The 17,822-nt window shown below is 39.4% G+C and carries 16 protein-coding genes; 2 read left to right on the top strand and 14 right to left on the bottom strand.

Features of this window, described 5'->3' with window-relative positions; translation table 11 throughout:
• Positions 1–92 precede the first annotated feature (92 nt).
• A complete protein-coding gene (locus IGL80_RS01550) occupies positions 93–1,298 on the top strand; it encodes a hypothetical protein (protein WP_002359001.1) in 1,206 nt (401 codons plus the stop codon).
• 77 nt (positions 1,299–1,375) lie between these two features.
• Here the strand turns inward: IGL80_RS01550 and IGL80_RS01545 are convergent, their stop codons facing one another.
• The 3 genes from IGL80_RS01545 to IGL80_RS01535 form a co-directional block, all read right to left on the bottom strand.
• A complete protein-coding gene (locus IGL80_RS01545) occupies positions 1,376–2,005 on the bottom strand; it encodes an NAD(P)-dependent oxidoreductase (RefSeq protein ID WP_002365397.1) in 630 nt (209 codons plus the stop codon).
• A 58-nt stretch (positions 2,006–2,063) separates the two neighbouring features.
• Entirely contained in the window at positions 2,064–2,489 is a 426-nt protein-coding gene (locus tag IGL80_RS01540) for an Rrf2 family transcriptional regulator (protein WP_002383201.1), read from the bottom strand.
• An 88-nt stretch (positions 2,490–2,577) separates the two neighbouring features.
• On the bottom strand, positions 2,578–2,961 hold the full coding sequence (locus tag IGL80_RS01535; RefSeq protein WP_002358999.1) for a YccF domain-containing protein: 384 nt from the start codon (positions 2,959–2,961) through the stop codon (positions 2,578–2,580).
• A gap of 163 nt (positions 2,962–3,124) precedes the next feature.
• On the opposite strand from IGL80_RS01535, the gene IGL80_RS01530 reads away from it, so the two are divergent.
• A complete protein-coding gene (locus tag IGL80_RS01530; protein WP_002354848.1) occupies positions 3,125–3,916 on the top strand; it encodes a hypothetical protein in 792 nt (263 codons plus the stop codon).
• Positions 3,917–3,968: 52 nt separating this feature from the next.
• On the opposite strand, the gene IGL80_RS01525 is transcribed toward IGL80_RS01530, so the two are convergent.
• From IGL80_RS01525 to IGL80_RS01475, 11 genes are all read right to left on the bottom strand, one after another.
• Complete coding sequence (locus tag IGL80_RS01525; protein ID WP_010708373.1) at positions 3,969–5,105, bottom strand: ArgE/DapE family deacylase; 1,137 nt, start codon at positions 5,103–5,105, stop codon at positions 3,969–3,971.
• 129 nt (positions 5,106–5,234) lie between these two features.
• Positions 5,235–6,119, bottom strand: a complete 885-nt coding sequence (locus IGL80_RS01520; RefSeq protein ID WP_002358997.1) for an RsiV family protein — start codon at positions 6,117–6,119, stop codon at positions 5,235–5,237.
• 24 nt (positions 6,120–6,143) lie between these two features.
• A complete protein-coding gene (locus IGL80_RS01515) occupies positions 6,144–6,641 on the bottom strand; it encodes an RNA polymerase sigma factor (RefSeq protein ID WP_002358996.1) in 498 nt (165 codons plus the stop codon).
• Between the two features lie 120 nt (positions 6,642–6,761).
• Positions 6,762–8,222: a helix-turn-helix domain-containing protein gene (locus IGL80_RS01510; protein WP_002358995.1), complete on the bottom strand. Its 1,461-nt coding sequence runs from the start codon at positions 8,220–8,222 to the stop codon at positions 6,762–6,764.
• Positions 8,197–8,682 (bottom strand): hypothetical protein, encoded by a 486-nt coding sequence (locus IGL80_RS01505; RefSeq protein ID WP_002358993.1) that lies wholly within the window; start codon positions 8,680–8,682, stop codon positions 8,197–8,199. The genes IGL80_RS01510 and IGL80_RS01505 overlap by 26 nt, the downstream gene beginning before the upstream one ends.
• A 101-nt stretch (positions 8,683–8,783) precedes the next feature.
• Positions 8,784–9,866 carry a DUF916 and DUF3324 domain-containing protein gene (locus IGL80_RS01500; protein WP_002358992.1) on the bottom strand — a complete coding sequence of 361 codons (1,083 nt, stop codon included), beginning with the start codon at positions 9,864–9,866 and terminating at the stop codon, positions 8,784–8,786.
• 105 nt (positions 9,867–9,971) lie between these two features.
• Entirely contained in the window at positions 9,972–10,730 is a 759-nt protein-coding gene (locus IGL80_RS01495) for a WxL domain-containing protein (protein WP_002391219.1), read from the bottom strand.
• Positions 10,731–11,531 (bottom strand): WxL domain-containing protein, encoded by an 801-nt coding sequence (locus tag IGL80_RS01490; RefSeq protein WP_002385162.1) that lies wholly within the window; start codon positions 11,529–11,531, stop codon positions 10,731–10,733.
• Positions 11,532–11,535: 4 nt separating this feature from the next.
• The gene (locus IGL80_RS01485; protein WP_002354838.1) at positions 11,536–12,270 is read right to left on the bottom strand and encodes a WxL domain-containing protein; all 735 of its coding nucleotides are present in this window, start codon (positions 12,268–12,270) and stop codon (positions 11,536–11,538) included.
• Entirely contained in the window at positions 12,227–12,616 is a 390-nt protein-coding gene (locus tag IGL80_RS01480) for an LPXTG cell wall anchor domain-containing protein (protein WP_002354835.1), read from the bottom strand. Before IGL80_RS01480 ends, IGL80_RS01485 begins: the two co-directional genes overlap by 44 nt.
• 19 nt (positions 12,617–12,635) lie before the next feature.
• The gene (locus IGL80_RS01475; protein WP_010784353.1) at positions 12,636–17,495 is read right to left on the bottom strand and encodes a hypothetical protein; all 4,860 of its coding nucleotides are present in this window, start codon (positions 17,493–17,495) and stop codon (positions 12,636–12,638) included.
• Positions 17,496–17,822 lie beyond the last annotated feature (327 nt).

Here is a 17,822-nt window from a genome sequence, read left to right as displayed (position 1 = left end):
TTTATCAGGAAATTTATTAATTATTACGAAAAAAATGTTCATTTTCTCACAATACATTGTATAATAACGTTATATCGAAAGGAGAGAAATGAATGAGTGTAGTATTAGGACTTTTGGGTCTATTAGGGTTACTTGTCAGCGGGGGACTGACTATCAAAGCATTAATTAAGAAACAACCGAAAAAACAATATGGCTATGCCGCATTAGCAAGTGCCGCTCTATTTATTGGTGGGGTTGCCACGACAGATTCTTCCCCAACGCTTTCACTTGATGCAGAGAGTGTTGAAACCGATGCCAATGGCTCAGCCACCATCAAAGGCGAATACGACGGCAACAGCAAACTAACGGCCAATGGCAAGGAAGTAAAAACGAAAGACAAAACGTTTGCTTACAAAGTAAAACTGTCCGATGAAAAAACGCAAAAAATCACCTTTGTTGCTGAGAAGAAAGATACCAAAGTTGAAAAATCAGTCGAAGTCACACCGTCAAAAGAATTTATTGCGAGCATCACAGATTCTGAGCAAGAATTGGCCAAAACAGAAAAAGCCTTAGCTTACGCTGAAAAACAACCTTCTCAGAAAAACTATGATGAAGCCGCAACCTTAGTATCTTCATTAAGTCAAGAATACGAGGAATACAATGATCGCCTTGAAAAAATCAAAGAAGCAGTACCTGTTGATGAAGCAGTTACAACTGCTGAAAAATCTAAAAGTAAAAGCGATTATCAAGCAGCTGAAAAATTAGTAGCTGCTGCCCCAGTTGGCAAAGAAGGATTTCAACAACGATTAACGACTGTTCAAACCGCTATCGCTGAAAAAGAAAAAAATGAACAATTAGTCGCCAGTGCAACTGCCGCTGTTGAAAAAGCTGAACAAGAACCAACCAATGAAGCTTACTATAATGAAGCGATCAAACAAATTGACGCTTTAAACTCCCCAAATCAAGCTTTAACAAAACGGGTAGCCGTTGTTAAAACTCAATTAGATGCCCACAAAGAAAAACAACGAAAAGAAGCAGAAGCTCAAAAACTAGCCGCTGAAAAAGCGCAAAAAGAACAAGCCGAAGCGGCAGCAAAAGCGCAAGCTGAAGCAGAGGCGCAACAAGCCGCACAGGCGCCAGCGGAAGTCGAGACGGCTGCTGCAGAAGCACCAAGCGGTAACGCTTTAATTAAAGGGTCACGTAATGGAATTTATCATGTACCTGGAAGTAGATATTATAATAGAACTACGAATCCAGTAGCTTGGTTCTCTACTGTTGAAGAAGCAGAGGCAGCAGGATACCGAGCACCCAAACAGTAAATACATTAGCAATAATTAATCAAACAAGAAAATGGGGCCTCCGTTGTTTTAACGGAGGCCCCATTTTCTTGTTTTTTTTATTGATACACACTGATTCGTTGATTTGGGTGTGCATTACTTTCCACTTCATCTAACATGGCAACGGCGTAGTCTGCGTAACTAATGTAGCTGTCACCTTGACTATTGGTTGTTAATTCTTCGCCAGCGACTTCATAATGGCCTGTCGCAGGACCATCAGCATCAAACATGGCTGCAGGACTAATATAGGTCCAGTGGATGTTTTGAGCTTCTTTCAATAAGTTTAAAGCTTCGCCCATCGCCGAAGCTAATGGCTGAATTTCTGCTGGGAATGATGGTGTATCTTTTAATTGAGTTGTGTGTTCTGGGTCCACATACAAGGTTCCAGCGCCCCCAACGACAAACAAGCGCGTTTTTTGATTGGTTAAAATCTCAATCAAATGCTGGGTAGATTTGGGGAAATCTTGCACATCAGGGAATCCTAAGGCACTAATTAATACATCAAACGCTTGAATATCTTCTGTTGTTAATTGATAAACATCTTTTTCAATGGTCGGTGTGCCATCTGTTATTTTTGAGGCATTACGAACGATGGCTGTCACGTCCATCCCGCGACGTTTAGCTTCTGCTAAAAGTAATTGTCCTTCTTTTCCTGTTGCTCCTAATACTGCTACTTTCATGTAAATCATCCTTTCATTTTTAAATAGAACTAAAATAGTTACATTTAATACTTTAAAAGTAGAGAGATTACTTATCTCTCTTAACTTCTATTTCATGAATCACATCTGCTAAGGTGATGCTTTTCAATTCTTCTTCCATTTTTTGTTGCACTTTAGTAAATTCAGTTTCTAGTACCGATTGGATATTTGCCCCAACGGAACAGTTTGGATTAGGATTTTGATGAATATTGAAAATCTCTCGTTCCAATTCAACCGCTGTGTAAATTTCATACAGTGAGATCTCTTCTGGTTTCTTTAATAAGGTATTTTTATTGGCTCCACGCATGGAATGAATCAAGCCGGCTTTTTTTAACTGACTCATTAGTCGTCGAACAACGACTGGATTCGTATTCACGCTCGAAGCAATGTATTCAGAAGTCACTTGTTCTTGAGGACCTGTTTCAATCAAACTTAAAATATGAATCGCAACACTTAATTTCGTTGACATGGCCATGTCTAATCACTCCAAACTAAATGTAACGTTATTTGTTACATTTACAGAATACGCTGTTTCGTTTTATTTGTCAATGAGAAACCTCTGACTATTCAAAATAAAAATCATTTGTTGAAACAACACGGGCCCCAAACGGCATTAACGCTAATTTCGCCAATTTAAAGGATTGTTGCCCAAACGGAATACCGATGATTGTCAGACAAAGCAACAAGCCACTAATACAATGCCCAATTGCTAATGGTAGTCCACTGATAATCAGCCAAATAATGTTTACCACCAAAGATACGCCGCTATCACTATACACGACTCGCTTTTTAAACGGCCAAAAGCTCAACCCCGCTAATTTAAAACATTGTAAACCAATCGGAATACCGATAATTGTAATACACCAAATCACGCCTGCGAATAGCCAAGATAAGCCACCAAAAAAACCGCCAAAGATGAACCATAAAATATTGCCAAGTGTTTTCATTCTTGTTCCTCTACTTTCCTCATTAAAAATTATGTATGTGAGTAAGTATACCATGAAAGCTTCTTTTTGTTTCAAACAATATTGTAAGGTTGCTGACTCGTTAAAAGACGAAGACGCTGTTTCATGATACAATGAAGAAACTAACGATAAAGGAGCAGACTTCATGGACTTACATTTAACCGTTGATCTAAAAAAAACAAAGACACTCATTGATTTAGCCGATCAGGCCCACTTAATCATTGAACAAACAACTAAATTACCGAAAAAAGAGGCAGCGATTCTTTTCTTGCTAAGAGATAACCAACTAGTTGCTTTAGGACTTGCTGAAGAAAAAGCTACATATAAAGAAGTTTCTTTTGATCACTCGATTTTGTTGAAACCGACTTGGGACACAGAACTTGCCTACTTAGCGCAAGCTTTCCTAGATGATGCGAAAGAAAGTGGTTTAACATTGGAAGCAACCCCAGCGACAGTCAAAATTCCGAAAAGTGCGGTAGCGACAGTGACTAACTATAAAGAAACAGTCACCTTTATCTTGGAACGTTTTGGCTACTCTCTGTTTAAAAAACCGGCGCCGAAGAAAGCCAGACCAGCCAAAGCACGCCACAAATGGACAAAAGAAGTTAGCCAAATTCCTTTTTATATTGATACTCGACAAAGCAAAGCAACTGTTTTTTGGCAAAAGCGCAATGAAATGCTTATTAAAGCTGGCGCGACAATGATGCCCGAAGCCCCTTTAAATAAAGACGGGTCTGTCGGTTTCTCCGCTAGATTTGGTGAAAAACTTCGTGATGAACGCAAGGGCCAATTTAAAGACTTTGTCACAACGGAAGATATCGTCTTAAAAAGCGTTAATGAAGTCGGCTTGTTTCTCTATTTTGCTGGAACAAACAGCTGGTTAGAGCTAGTTGATGAGAACGGCAAAACCTTAAATGAATGGACTGTGGTGGAATAAACCTTATAAAAAATGTCGCACCTGATTTTTATGATTCAGGCGCGACATTTTTTTAATTTAAATAACTTTTTGCTATCGCTTGATACTTATCAATCATATCTAAGTAATTATCAATTTCGACATATTCGTCGACTTGGTGTGGCAAAGTTGGAACGCCTGGACCAAAGACAACGCAATCAAATTTATTTTTTGATTTAGTGAATTCAGCTAAGTCTGTTGTTCCTGCTGCTGTTATCAATGGCAACGGTTGGTCAAATTGGGCTTGAATGGCTTGAATTAACGCAGAATCTTTCTCAGCTTTTACAGGAATTTTATTGTAATCAATCGTTAATTCTAACTGATGTTTTTCTTTTTTGTTCAATTCATCAACAATTTTTTGTAATAACGCAATAACTTGGTCGTTGCTGAATTCTGGAATTGAACGGATATTCCCTTGCAAGGCTGCTTGACCTGGAATACTGTTCACTTGTGTGCCACCTTTAATGACGGTTACATTGTGAATCGTTCGACCCAATTCAGGATTTTCATAGTTTGCTGTGACTTCCGCCATTTGTTGGTTTGCTTCTGTAATAAATTCGTTCAAATTATTAATCGCGTTAATGCCTTCTTCTGGCATCGAACTGTGGGCTTCTTTTCCGTGTGACACAACAGAATAGTTAATTGAACCCATGTGCGCATACATCAAGTTATAATTGGTTGGTTCTCCAATGACTAAGGCACTTAAATCATCCGCATAGCCTTTTTCAGTTAATTGGCCAGCACCTAGCTCACCGACTTCTTCACCAACTGTACCTAAAAATTTAACCGCTCCATTTAATGGAACTTCCTTTTCTTTTAATTCAATCATTGCTAGAACCATTGCGACTAAGCCGCTTTTCATGTCCGTTGCGCCACGGCCATACAATTTATTTCCTTCAATATGGGCCGCAAATGGCGGGAAAGTCCATTGACTTTCGTCCCCTTCAGAAACCACGTCCATGTGGCCACTAAACCCTAAGACTTTTTCTCGGTTTTCACCTAAATAAGCAACCAAACTACTACGATTTGGTGCATAAGAAACAAGTTCAGAAGGGATCTCATATTTTTTCAAAAGATTTTGTAAATAGATTGCCACTTCTTCTTCGTTTCCATTTACAGATTTAATTTTAACCACATCTTGTAAAATACTAATTTTTTCTGATTTTTCCATTGCCATTCGCCCTTTCTTGTTATGCTTAATTCTAGTGTACGCTTCTCTCAGTAAAACCGCAACTGACTTGGTTAGGTCAGCAAAAAACACGCGACAGTTTTAAGAAATGTCGCGTGTTTTTTACTGAGTTTATTTTAAATAATTAGGCGCTGCCAATTCATTTTCAATGACTTGATCAGGAATCACAAATTCAGGAGTGCCCATATAGTAAGGCGCAATCTCTCCTTGGGGAAACACAATCACTAATTGGTGTTTTTCATTGATATAGAAAGGTTGGTCCTTTTTAATTTTTTTGAAGGGTTGAACATCACTGGGGGCATCCTCTTTTTCGGACCAGTATATTTTATTGCTATCGTTCTTCATTTGGTCTGCTATTTGTTGTTTAATTTCACTACTAATGACATCAATGTAAAAATCATTTTTAAAAATTAAGGGGAGTGAAACGACAACATTGGCTCGTTTGTCGATGGTGTCATATTTTGTTGTCGTCGCAGAGCTGCCTTTAATTTCTGTGAAGGTTCGTTTGACCACTAGGAAGCGACGGTCGTCCACGACTTTTTCATAATCTCCAGTGACTGAAACACGAGAACCATCAAACAATTGCCCTTTGACTTGTTGAAATTCTGTTTGGGCTTCTTTCAAGTATTTTTTGTTGAGCGTGTCGGCTACTGAAGATTCTTGGGATGTTTGGATTTTAGGGACATCGATGTTTACTTCACTTTCCTGTTTTTTCGCTGTCAACGTTTTGATGGTGACTAATTGAACAATTTTATCTAACACAGGAATGTTGCGGGCTGCTTCACTAAAACCTGGAAACAAATTGACTGATAAGACAAAGCCACAAGCTACCACTACACTACTTTGCAGTGAGCGGTTTCTAAAACGAAGCCAGGTGTACCGCTTTTTCTCTTTATGAAAACGCGCTTTGACTTCCGCTTGTAGATCCGTTGGCAACGGTTGTTGGCGGTATTCTTTTGAAAAGTTTTTAACAACACTTTTTACAAAATCTTCCATTATTTTTTCGCTTCCTTTCTTTTACTAATTCAATAGACTTCGGAGTTCATTCAAACTGCGGTACATCTTCGTTTTAATCGTATTTTCGTTAATATCCAGGATCAAGGCAATTTCTTTTAGCGTAAATCCTTCAAAAAATTTTAATAGAATAATTTCACGATTGGGACTATCTAATTGATTAATAATTTCTTCAATTTCTAAAAAACTGCGTTGGGGATTATTTAAAAGGGCTAACACCTGTTCATCTTTTTCAATATGAACAGCTTCTCGTTTCTTTTTACGCCAATAATCTGTCGCTACAGAAAGCAGAATTCGAAAGAACCACGCTTCAAAATCATTAATATCTGGTCCTTTTTGGATGGCCTTCAGTGCCTTTTCAAAGCTTTCTTGAATCACATCCAAGGCATCTTCTTTCGAATGTGTATAGTTAAAGGCAATGCGATACATTTTTTCATATTTGGTATCCACAAGCGTTTCTAACGCGCGAATTTGTTTTTTTCTTTTCCAACCATCGAAAACCATCGATTTCTGGAACCTCCTTTCCTGTACACTTATATAGACGAATCACAAGCATAAAAAGTTTCAACTTTTTTATTATTTTTAATTTTTATATTCTAAAAGAAAAAGAAATCACCGTCTAGTCTACGATGATTTCTTTTTCTCTTCTCCCGAGTGCGGTCTTAGTGCACTCAGCGTTTTAATAAAATGCGACCAATCAACAGGACGTGGTGGCGCTAGCCAAATAATTTGGGTAATCTCAGGCCAATCGACAAAATGAATATCCGATAAAATTAATTGTACACTTTCATCTACATGTGCTTTGAAAATGATATTCCATTCCGTAATTTTTTCAATATTTTTTTGTATCATACGATTATAGGCTTCACCAAAGGAAAAGTCGACACACAATGTAATCGGAGCCAAAACTTTTTTCAATGGTAACGCATCCACCATTAACAACAGATACCGATAAAATAAAAACCGTCTGGCATCCCAAACAGCGGGATTCGTTTTTTGTTCTTGAATAAATTGTCGACTAGCAGAAAAATACTCTGTATACGTTTCTGCAAAGTAGGTTATATCCATTTTGCGATAACTATAGTTTGCTTCTATTGGAAAATGGAACAATTTAAAATGTACGATTGTTACTTTTTGTTCAAAACCTTGCAGGACTTCCTCGGAAAGCTGAAATTGTATTTTTAAATAGCTTAACAAGTCACGATTCAATTGTTGAATTTCTGCAAATCTTTGGCAAAGTGCTGCTGAAGCTACTTGAAGCCACTCTTCAGCAATTAAAAATAAGAGTAAATAATTGCCTTCGTTTGTTCGTTGTGGTTCTGGGATTTGAAGACTCTCTAACCAATTGAAAACATTCTGCTGATTGTCACCGGCTAATTGTTTTAACACTTGCGAATCTACTTTTTTCTCTACATAAAACTGTTGCTGCGTTCGTACTAAAGAAACCGCCAAAAAATGAAAACATTTAGCTTGTGCATAGCCCGCACGCTGATTAAGATGAACCTTCTCAGAAAAAAATAGCTCAAAGTTCCGAATCTGCTCTAAAACTTTTTTACCGTACAATGAAAAATCACGTTGGTATAATTGTAAAAAAACCAGTGTTGTTACTTCGCGTAAATTGGTTTCATTTCCCACCAAGTGAAATTCTTTATTAATTGTAATTTGATAATTTTCCAGCATTTTCTTTAATTCCTTGAACTCCTTATAAGCCAATGTGTGACTAACAAAGTGTTCTAACGCAAACTCATTCACAGAATCAAAACGCTGAAAAAAGAAATCTTGAAACATAGCAAAACGTAACGACTCTTTAATATAGCAATCAATCAAAGTATCGGAAGTTTCCGTTCCTGATTCATTAAGAGTTAAGAAAATACCATCGCTCACAATTTGAAAATCCTCTGATAAACCAAATTCAATAAAATCGGCATTTAATTCAGCGACCGTTTTGTTCACGATAAATTCAGATAATTCTAACTCCTGCATTACGGTTTCTTTTGACTCTGTTAACATCGGTGCATTTTCCAGTAACTGAAATAAGGCGATTTTTCTTTTATCCACTTTATTTAAAAACATCATCAATATCATAGACTTCTCTCACATCCATTTTTTTCCCATACAATCCATTTCCTGAAAGAAAGTACCCAACCGCTGCTAAATAGCTTTCAGATTCTTCATCGCCGCCTGCACCAAGTCCGTTAGGAAAGACAAAATCTTTATTCACTTGTAGGGGATGAGCCGCTGTTTCTTTTGTTTGTTTCTTTTTTTCTTTTGACATTGCCGGTTTCTCCACAGGTTTGTCTTTTTTCTTGGGTGAAGGCTTTTTTTCTTCAGAAGGAACCGTAGTTTTTTGATCTTCCTGAGGGGTTGGCGCAGGTTGTTCCGGTTCTGACTTTTCCTGAGGGGTGATTGATTCTGGTTTTGGTTGAATTTCTTCCGTTGGTTCTAAGGGATTATAAATAGGTGTCGCCAATGTTTGAATTGGTTCTATTTCGACAGCCGTAAAAATTAGCAAAGAACTAAATAAAAAAAGATACTTTTTTCTCATGGCTTCTCACTCTCTCTACCTCTACTTTATGGGAAGCAATTCCTTGTAAAAGTACCTTTACTTTTACAAGGAAAACCCTTTTTGTCAATAGATAGCCCTTTTTATTGCTCAGATTGTTGTTCTTCCTCTTTTTTCTTTTTACGATACAAGAAGAAAATCAATAAGAGCAGCGCTAGAATGATTAATGCAATCAGTAGATACAACCACCAATTGGTTCCTTTAATAGTTACGTCTTTTTCATTTAATTCTTTAGCGACGTCCCCAGAAATAGTAAATTCTTTTGTAAATTCCCATTTGTACAGGTACCGTTCTTCACCATTGGCACCTTTGACTTGATAGGTACCCTTTTCATCTTTTACACCATAGGCCGTTGATTTCAAGACATATTTTCCTGGCGTTAATCGTTCCCCTTTTAAAGAAATTGGGTAACTAAAGTTAGAGTTTGGCGCCACTTGCATATCCTCAGTATCGGATTGGTAAAGCGTTTCGCCTCCTTTTGAAACAGTGTTGATTAAATGTAATTGGTTTAAGTAGGCCGCTTGTGGGTTTTGTAAAGAAACATTGATGACGTTTCGCGCGTTGACTTGGCCTGGTTTAACCCCCAGTAATTTTAAATCTGGTTGAACCTTTGTCTCATTTTGCTGAAGAATAATAGCCACAACATAGGAGTATTCATTATTAATAGCTAACCCTTTTGATTGATCCGCAGAAGTCGTGGTTTCTTTCTTTTTCTCTTTGAGTGTTATGCCGCCAGCCATCACGCCATCAAAAGAATCTTTAGGCATCGTGATGGTTAAAGGTAAGGTCTTTTGGGAATGCTTCGGCAAGATGATTTCTTTCGGTGCTTCCACATAATCTTTTAAGTTAAAGCGTAAAGTTTTGTCAGGTTTGATCCCGTTTTGGCCATATTCTACTACGCCATTTAAATTCGTTGTCGCTGAGTTCACTGTATTTTCAATGGTAATGTCTTCATCTGTATCATTACGTAACTGAATTTCTACGGTTTGTTTGGCACCAGGCGCCATTTTTAAGTCAAAGTAGGTTTTTGATTTGTCCACTTGATTTTCGGGAATTGTTGGTGTGACCGCAAAATTAAATTCAGAAGCGTGCGCCTCCACGCCAATCCAGCCAAATAACATACAAGCGATTACCGTTGCATATACTTTCCATCTGTTCATATTCATTCTCCTATGTCTGTCATTCTTTGTTGTATTATAAGCACCAAAAGACCGAAAGATAAGCCAAAAATTTTTGACTTATATCCCGATCTTGCGTGTATGCTGTCGTTCTTAGTTTCCTGTGTTAGCAGGTGTATCTGTCAAAGTCCAAGTAAAAGTTGTCGTGTATTTTTTCGCATATTTTGTGGTTGAACCAGGTACTTCTAAGGAAATACTTGTTTTAGCGGTATCTACACTATCGCCCCAGCTCATTAAGTACGTACCCGCACCTTCTTTATCGCCAGCAGCCATGACCACTGATTCAGCCCCAGTTGGGTTTAATTCAATCGTAGCTGGCGCTGTCGTTGGTTTTGCAGATTGTGAAGCTGAAACCACGCGTCCGTTGCTTAAAGTTACTTTGGCCGCTGTTAGTTCTTGGTTGGATTCAGTTTTGAATTGACCATTTTGTTTTACTTTTAACGTCCAACCTGTTTCAGTCCCACGATTATCTGAGACTTGAACAAAGTTCGGGCCTTCTTGGTCGGCACCAGCATTATCTTTGTATTTTTGTGTTTCTGCATAGTAGGTCATATTTTTTGAGGTAATCGTTTGTTCCCCAAAAGATAAGCTAGATGCATAGTCAATGGATAACGGACCTGCTGTCCCTGGCTTAGGCCCTGTCGGATCAGTTGGATCAACTGGCGTAATTGGTTTATCCGGATCTGGATTCGTCGGATCAACTGGATTCGTTGGGTTCGTATTTGGTGCAAATTGAATCGCTCCGTTTGTTTGGTATTCACCACCGTCGACTGCTAATGCACTCATTGGTACAAGTGCTAGTGCGCCTAAAGTTGTGGTTGCCATCAATGTCATTACTTTTGTCTTTTTCATTTATTTCCCTCCATTATTTACTGGTACATCTGAAAGTAGCCAAGTCAAAGTTGTTTTATATTGTACTGCATCCTTAGGGGTTTTCCCGGGAACAGTTAGTGAGATTGCCCGTGTGATTGTGGCATTTACTTGCTGTCCTTGTTGATTTTTTTCAGTCACTTTTTCTGCTTGCCCCCACAGCGTGATCCACGTTCCGGCGCCGGTCTTTTCTGGGGCTTGCATGACAACAGTTTCTGCGCCCGCAGCATCTAATTGAATGTTTGCGGTAGCAGTTGGCGGCAATACGTCCGTCGCATTTGAGCGAACACTGGGCTCAGTAAAGGCGACGGTGGCGCCTGTTAATTCTTTGTGTAATGTTTCTGCATTACGAAATTGACCATTTTGTTTCACTTTTAAAACCCAGCCAGCATTGGTTCCCCGTAAATCACTTACTTGTACATAATTAGCAGTTGCCAATTCACTTGCTGAACCATCTGGATTTTTATAGGTTTGCGCTCTGGCAAAATACGTTTGATCCTTATTCGATATCTCATTACTCCCAAAATCCAAACTTGAGGCATAATCGATAGAAAGTGGCCCAGGGGTGCCTGGATTAGGTCCATCAGGATTCGTTGGATCGACTGGTCGAACTGGTTTTTCTGGATCGGGATTTTCTGGATTCACTGGATCCGTCCCATCTGTGCTTGGGGTAAAAACAATCGACTGTTCGCTATCAAAAACGACCGTCGCCGCTTCAGCAGGAACAGTGGCGCCAAGCAACATTGTTCCGAATAACAAGGAGTAGACGACTGTTTTTTTCATTTACTTAGCCTCCAACATTCGTTGGTACAGATTTCAATGTCCATGTTAAGGTCGTACGATATTCTTTTGCTAATTTAATCGCTTTACCTGGGACATTTAATTTCACGGCAGTAGCACCTTCTGTCGCATCTTTCCCAAAACGATAGACCCAAGTCCCCATTCCTTTGCCATCTTCTGCTTTGACTAATTCTACTTCTGTTCCAGGAACAAAGGTATGTGCTGCTGTTGGTGTTGGCGCGTATGCGGCATCAACAATCGATGTCACACCTGCATTGGCAATCGATAAAGCGGCCCCCACTAATTCTTCATTTTGGGCTGTTTTGAATTGCGCATTTTGTACAGCGCTTAACGTCCAGCCTTCTTGTGTCCCACGTTTATCCGTTACCTGAACATAGTTGGGACCTGTTGTTCCATCTTTAAATGTTTGAATTTGTGCGTAATAATCTTTCGTATCGGAAGTGATTTTTTGGGCGCCAAATTGAAAGCTTGAAGCATAGTCAATTGATAAGGGGCCTGCAGTCCCTGGTTTTGGTCCAGTTGGGTCAGTTGGATCTTCTGGTTCAACTTTTTCATCTGGATTGGTTGGGTTAACTGGCTTCGTTGGATCTGTATCTGGTTCAAATGTAATGGCGCCATTACTTGTATAGTTCACGTTAATGTCTTCCGCAAATGCTTGTTGTGTCGCTAGGACACCGCTAAATCCTACAATCCCTACTACTGCTAATACTGTTTTTTTCATCTTCTCTTCTCCTTTTAATAAATAATATGCCTATAGTGATAAGGCTGATTCCCAAATAAATAAATGGTGCTTGATTGGTGGTACCTGTCGCTGGTAATCTTCCTTGTCGCGACCCATATACGCCAGAAGAAAGGACGGATGAAGCGCCTCCGTCAGCTGGCTTGGTGGGTTCGGTCGTTGTGGAAGAATTACTAGTCGCTGTTGTCGACTCTTCTGTGGGATATTCATACGTTCCATAAAAGGAGACAACACCACTATTTTCATAAGCTGCTTCCCCAAACGCAGTGTCTGAATGACAGAAGCTGAAAAGACCTAAAAAACAACTAAGCAAAAGGTATTTTTTCATCTCACTTCTCTCCTCCTTGTTATGGTGCCATGACTAATGACCATGACAATGTCCCTTTGAATTCGCCAACTTTTTGTTTCTCGACTGGCACAGATAGTTTAAGCCCCCGTTGGTTTGCCGCACCCCAACCTTGGTTAATTGTATAACTACCTGAACCGGAGCCTTCATTTTCTGTAACAACCGTATCTCCTTTATTGAGTAAAAATTCTCCTTTGTCTGTAACCAATGACAAATCTTCCAATTGATCTGTGCCGTTCGTTAAGGGATTCGTTACCTGAACATTCAGTTTCCAAGGCGTACTTTCTGTCCCGCGTGTGTCTTGAACGACTAAATCATCTGAAAGAGTTGGCCAGTAAACTTCTGGCTTGGCAGAAATTTTTTGTTTGCCAAAATCAATTGTTTTAGGTACTTTTTCTAACGTTAATTCACCTGAAATAGACACATTGACTTTTTTATTTAACGTTTCACCAGCTTCTGTAAATTGATAATTGGCTGGCACCGTTTTGGCTAATTCTTCTGGTTTCGCTTGCTGAATGGCTTGGAAGGTTGCGGCATCAAGACTTGGTGTTTGATTGGCCCGACCATCTGCGAAAATCACCGTTGCTTGTGTCCATTGTGCCAACTCGTCTGAATTCGTTAAGCCATTTGCTTCTTTTAACTTCAAATGCGCACTTGTCGCATACAAGGCAAACGAACGATCTTTGGCAAGGACACTTTCATTTTTCACAACAACTAAATGAACCGTTTTGTTTTGCAAATTATCTCCTGACGTCCCTGCTTCTAATTGAATATCATGTGTCCGCGATACAGTTTTTTCTGCTAACGGCGCTTGAATTTGTGGTAAATCCGTCTCTTTTAATGAGGTTTTGAAAAACGGCCGACCTTTTGCACCGAGCATTTCTATTACTTTATCGACAGTCGTTAGTTGCGCTGCCTCATCTTCTGTGACAATCACCGATTGCCCCGAAAGTTCCACTTTATTTGAAAATTGAACTTTCACCTGATAACTGTAGTTCATATTCGTCGCTTTCCATGAAAGCGGGGTGGTATCTTTTTGCTCTGGAATTTGCTCTATCGCGCTCCCAACTTCACTAGACTTAACCGTTCCTTGGTGCAACCAAGAACCTGTTACTTCGTCAGGAAGGAAGCTTAGGGTTGGTGTTAAAGCACTTGAGGTCGGAATCATCAAACGTCCTTTTTGAACTTTTTGTCCAGCTACTTCGGTGCCCCACGCTTGTAAGGTTAATGGCGCATTGCCGGCTTTGACCTCTTTTACATCATGAGAAATAGTACCTGCACCTGCCACAATTCCAGGCGTTTCCACTTCATAATCGATGATAGAGCCAGGAATTGCTATTCCATAGCCATTGGCGCCCTTGGTCACATCGTTATCGCCAATAAATGTTTTTCCAGTCGCTTTTTCAATCCCATGAAACGTTGTTGGCGTAAGTTTTGTAGCATTATTGACCGTTGGATTAATCGTCAAGACCTGATAGGCTTTGACATTTCCAAACCAAGTCCCTGTGCTATCCACCAAAGCAGTTGTATCTGTCGTTGGTTTAATCCATAAAAGTTCATCTTTTGTTGGATCGACAGCTTCAAAATCCGCAATGTTTACTTTACCTGTACCAGGAATTGTTTCTAATGTTGCATGATCCTGAACCGTTAGTTTGCTAGCTGAGATTAAATTGGCTGTGTTGGTGATCCCAATTCCAGCGTTTTTAGATAGATGAATTGATCCGAATTCATTGTAAGTCGTACTGTGGTTCGCGGCAGTAGCAGAAACGCCATTTTTGATGTTCCCACCATTAGCCATTAATTTAATGCCATTGGTGACATTTAATTCCGTAAAGTTGACAACGCCTAAGCCTGTCGCATTTAGTGGTTCTGTTTGATAGTTATTGGTGCCGTCAACGTTAGTCCCAAAGTTAAAGGCCACTTTATTTGAACTAGCATTCACAATTGCATTAGTGAAATTATCTGTTGATGAACCACCGGATAAACCGTTAATACTAACTGCACCTTGAACATTTGCGGTAACATCACGTAAGATTTTTCCGCCACTGATATTGGAATACTGTGTCGCATATAAATTTCCAATACTAGAACCCGCTGCTTGAATATTCATTGTAATCTTGCCGTTCTTGGTATACGCAGCATTGGTTCCACCATCACCGTAAATGCTGGCCCCATTTAGAGATTCCACACCTGTTTTAGTGAAAATATTTAAAGTAATTGTGTTTGATTCATCCGTTCCTAGTGTCGTATTTTGACCATAGGGCCGACCACCAGTAATGTAGGTATTACCAGGCAACTTAAACTCTCCGTTGTAATTTCTTAAATCAATTAAGAGTTTGGCATTTCCAAGAAGTGAGCCCGCATTGGTAATCCCACCTGAAAAACCGTTCGCGCCTGTCCGAGGAGTTCCTGAGAAATTTCCTCCGTAGATGCGATTGTCTGAATTACCAGTAATTGTATGGCCACCGCTTGCTCCATAAGAAGCGCCCATCGAAGCATTAATTACTCCTTCATAAACCGTTACACCGACATTCCCAACATTTTTGGCATCATTCCAGCCACCGCCTGAAAGAAACCAATCGACTTGACCATTATTAACGATTGTTTGACCGTTTCCATAAACTCGAGCTGCTTGATAGCCTGTTCCTTCTAATGTGTCAGCAATCCCGCCATTCAATGTGTTAGAAGTATTGCCTTCAACGACACCTGAAAAAGAGCCACCATATGTCCAGCGAGCAATGGTATTATTTAAAACAGTCTTAGTATCTCCTTTTATATAGATATCCCAAGTATCATTACTAGCAGGATAGCCGCCGCCACCAACAATATCCCAACCTGAATTATTACCACGACTTTTATTGGTCGTTGAATAATCTAAGCTTGTCGGTTTTGCACCTGAATAAGCCATACCATCGCCACCTAAGGACCCATCACCATTCGCTGTTCCCACTTCAATTGTTGTATTTCCTTCAATATAGCCACCGCGGCCAGCTGCAGTTGAGTAAATTGCACCATTATTAAACGAACCGCTGACTAATTTAGAAGAAATATTTCCAAAAACTTTAAAAGCTGCTGCTGATTTGGCTAATTCTGCTCTTTGTTGTGGTGTATAAGCATCATACGTTGCTTCATTTGAGGCCCCAATTTGACTCTTGTTAAATTTCGAAACATTGTTACCAGCACCGCCGTTAAAATCATTAATACCACCAGCGGAATTCGTTCCTGCTGTTACCACATTCGTAATATCTCCGATGATCGTTCCAGAATATTGGTTGCCTCCTTCAAAATCTGCACGACCCGCACTATACAACTGTGTATTTAAATTTGTAGTAATTCCATCAGTCGTACGATTCGTTCCTATATCGCCACGGGAAGAGCCACCAATAAAACGTTGACCCGCTGTATACCAACGGCCATATCCAGAAATATCGTTTGTTACTTTTCCACCAATATTTCCGTATTGAACACCGCCATAATACGTACTTAATTGGAAACCTGTAGCAGCATTCGTAATCGCAACCTTTGTTGAGACGTTACCAGTAACATTCGCTGTGTTGGTTGCGTTGGTCCCATAACCGCCCCCATAAATTGAAGCAATTCTGCCACCAGAATCATTGACAATCAATGAAGTATTCCCAGTCACTGTCCCAATATTGGCGCCCCCACTTAATGTATTTAGTCCGCTCCGTGTATTGTTAATAACAATCGTAGGATTTCCAGCTAAATTACCACCATTTTGGTTTCCGCCATAGAAATTCCATGTCCCTGTACCTGTACTATTTACTGTTAAAGTTGGGTTTCCTGAAACATCTCCTGTATCCGTTCCACCGTATACGGTCAGACCGTTTCCACTAGAACCGCCATTCAAGTTCAAACTGTAACCATTTAAATACATATTCGTACCTGTATAGTTTAGATTTCTCAAAGTGATGTTTGAGCCAAAATAGATATTTTGATTAAATCCTAACGTCTTAGAACCCGTTGGCGCCGTTTGATCCATACTAATCGGATCCGCGCTGTTTCCAGTAATCACTAAATGATTGACCTTGCCTTGCAAGGCGTAAAAGGTCATATTACTTGCCGTAACGGTGTCAGGAATCACTTTAGCGGTGGTCGCCGCACTCGTCGTAATATTGTTTCCTATATAAAGAGTGAAATCGCCATTGTTCCCCTGTTGATACAAATCAAACAAGGCTTCTTTCAAGCCAGCCTCTGTCGATGCATATTCTTTGTACGCTGCTCCATCTCCTGCAGGACTTGGCACAACAATCACTTTTGTTTTATCCGCAGGGGCAATTGTGTCCGCAATGGACTGATCAACTGAAACAGCTCTGGCCATGCGTGTCAGTTTCTGTTTAAAGACAGCCGTAAGTTGTGTATCTTCTGAAAACTCTAATTGAAGAAGTTCTTCATTTGTATATGTTTTTCCTTGGTAAGACCAGCCAACGAAAGTCGCATTTTCCTCACTATTCGCCCATTTTGGTAATTCTTCTGTCCGAAGTGGCTGATTTTTTTCTTTTACCACTTGATAACTTTTGGCATCATTTTGAAACAAAGCTTGATCCGTTGTTTCAAAGGTCAACGTGATTTGCTTCTGCTCTTCGCTTGGTTTTGTTTCTGTGGAAGAGGTGGTTACTTTTTCTGTGATAGCACTAGATTCCGTCATTGATGACTGTTCTATAGAATGTGCGCTGCTTTCTTTTGTTGCTTCACTTGTACTGGTTTCTGCTGTTTTTGGCTGTGTCTGCGTACGTTCTGTTTGTTGCTCCCCTTCAATCGCCCACGCTGAAACAGATAAAAATGGTTGTACAAGTAAACAAGTTGCCAATAAAACAGCGATTTTCTTTTTCATTAACTTCATCACTCCTCCCTCGAAGTAAACTTTCCACAACCAACCTATGGCTCAAGTATACGAAGTTTTCTTCTGATTTTTTTAAAGATATTTTCTTAATTTCAAAAAAAAAATTTATTTTTTAATTTTCTTTTTGTTAACTAAACGAATTTTTTGCTGTTTTTGTAAGATAAAAATGTTAATTTGTTCACAAAAATAACAAAAACGTTGTTTTTAACATTAAAATTAACAAACGAGTTCGTAGTATAGCACGGATTTTTTCTCATGTAAACATCATTAAATAAACATTTTTGTTTAATTTATACATATTTCCCAGCTAAAAAAATGACAAAAATA

The sequence above is a fragment of the Enterococcus sp. DIV2467a genome (assembly GCF_050532945.1).
GTDB classification, from domain to species: domain Bacteria; phylum Bacillota; class Bacilli; order Lactobacillales; family Enterococcaceae; genus Enterococcus; species Enterococcus faecalis.
This window is presented reverse-complemented; position numbering and strand designations above follow the sequence as displayed.

What these genes read in the sequence shown, in the direction of transcription:
- IGL80_RS01505 (WP_002358993.1), bottom strand. Translation starts at nt 8,682, where the DNA reads ATGAGAAAAAAGTATCTTTTTTTATTTAGTTCTTTGCTAATTTTTACG.
- IGL80_RS01490 (WP_002385162.1), bottom strand. Translation starts at nt 11,531, where the DNA reads ATGAAAAAAACAGTCGTCTACTCCTTGTTATTCGGAACAATGTTGCTT.
- IGL80_RS01495 (WP_002391219.1), bottom strand. Translation starts at nt 10,730, where the DNA reads ATGAAAAAGACAAAAGTAATGACATTGATGGCAACCACAACTTTAGGC.
- IGL80_RS01480 (WP_002354835.1), bottom strand. Translation starts at nt 12,616, where the DNA reads ATGAAAAAATACCTTTTGCTTAGTTGTTTTTTAGGTCTTTTCAGCTTC.
- IGL80_RS01535 (WP_002358999.1), bottom strand. Translation starts at nt 2,961, where the DNA reads ATGAAAACACTTGGCAATATTTTATGGTTCATCTTTGGCGGTTTTTTT.
- IGL80_RS01500 (WP_002358992.1), bottom strand. Translation starts at nt 9,866, where the DNA reads ATGAATATGAACAGATGGAAAGTATATGCAACGGTAATCGCTTGTATG.
- IGL80_RS01510 (WP_002358995.1), bottom strand. Translation starts at nt 8,222, where the DNA reads ATGATATTGATGATGTTTTTAAATAAAGTGGATAAAAGAAAAATCGCC.
- IGL80_RS01485 (WP_002354838.1), bottom strand. Translation starts at nt 12,270, where the DNA reads ATGAAAAAAACAGTATTAGCAGTAGTAGGGATTGTAGGATTTAGCGGT.
- IGL80_RS01540 (WP_002383201.1), bottom strand. Translation starts at nt 2,489, where the DNA reads ATGGCCATGTCAACGAAATTAAGTGTTGCGATTCATATTTTAAGTTTG.
- IGL80_RS01475 (WP_010784353.1), bottom strand. Translation starts at nt 17,495, where the DNA reads ATGAAGTTAATGAAAAAGAAAATCGCTGTTTTATTGGCAACTTGTTTA.
- IGL80_RS01530 (WP_002354848.1), top strand. Translation starts at nt 3,125, where the DNA reads ATGGACTTACATTTAACCGTTGATCTAAAAAAAACAAAGACACTCATT.
- IGL80_RS01520 (WP_002358997.1), bottom strand. Translation starts at nt 6,119, where the DNA reads ATGGAAGATTTTGTAAAAAGTGTTGTTAAAAACTTTTCAAAAGAATAC.
- IGL80_RS01525 (WP_010708373.1), bottom strand. Translation starts at nt 5,105, where the DNA reads ATGGAAAAATCAGAAAAAATTAGTATTTTACAAGATGTGGTTAAAATT.
- IGL80_RS01515 (WP_002358996.1), bottom strand. Translation starts at nt 6,641, where the DNA reads ATGGTTTTCGATGGTTGGAAAAGAAAAAAACAAATTCGCGCGTTAGAA.
- IGL80_RS01545 (WP_002365397.1), bottom strand. Translation starts at nt 2,005, where the DNA reads ATGATTTACATGAAAGTAGCAGTATTAGGAGCAACAGGAAAAGAAGGA.
- IGL80_RS01550 (WP_002359001.1), top strand. Translation starts at nt 93, where the DNA reads ATGAGTGTAGTATTAGGACTTTTGGGTCTATTAGGGTTACTTGTCAGC.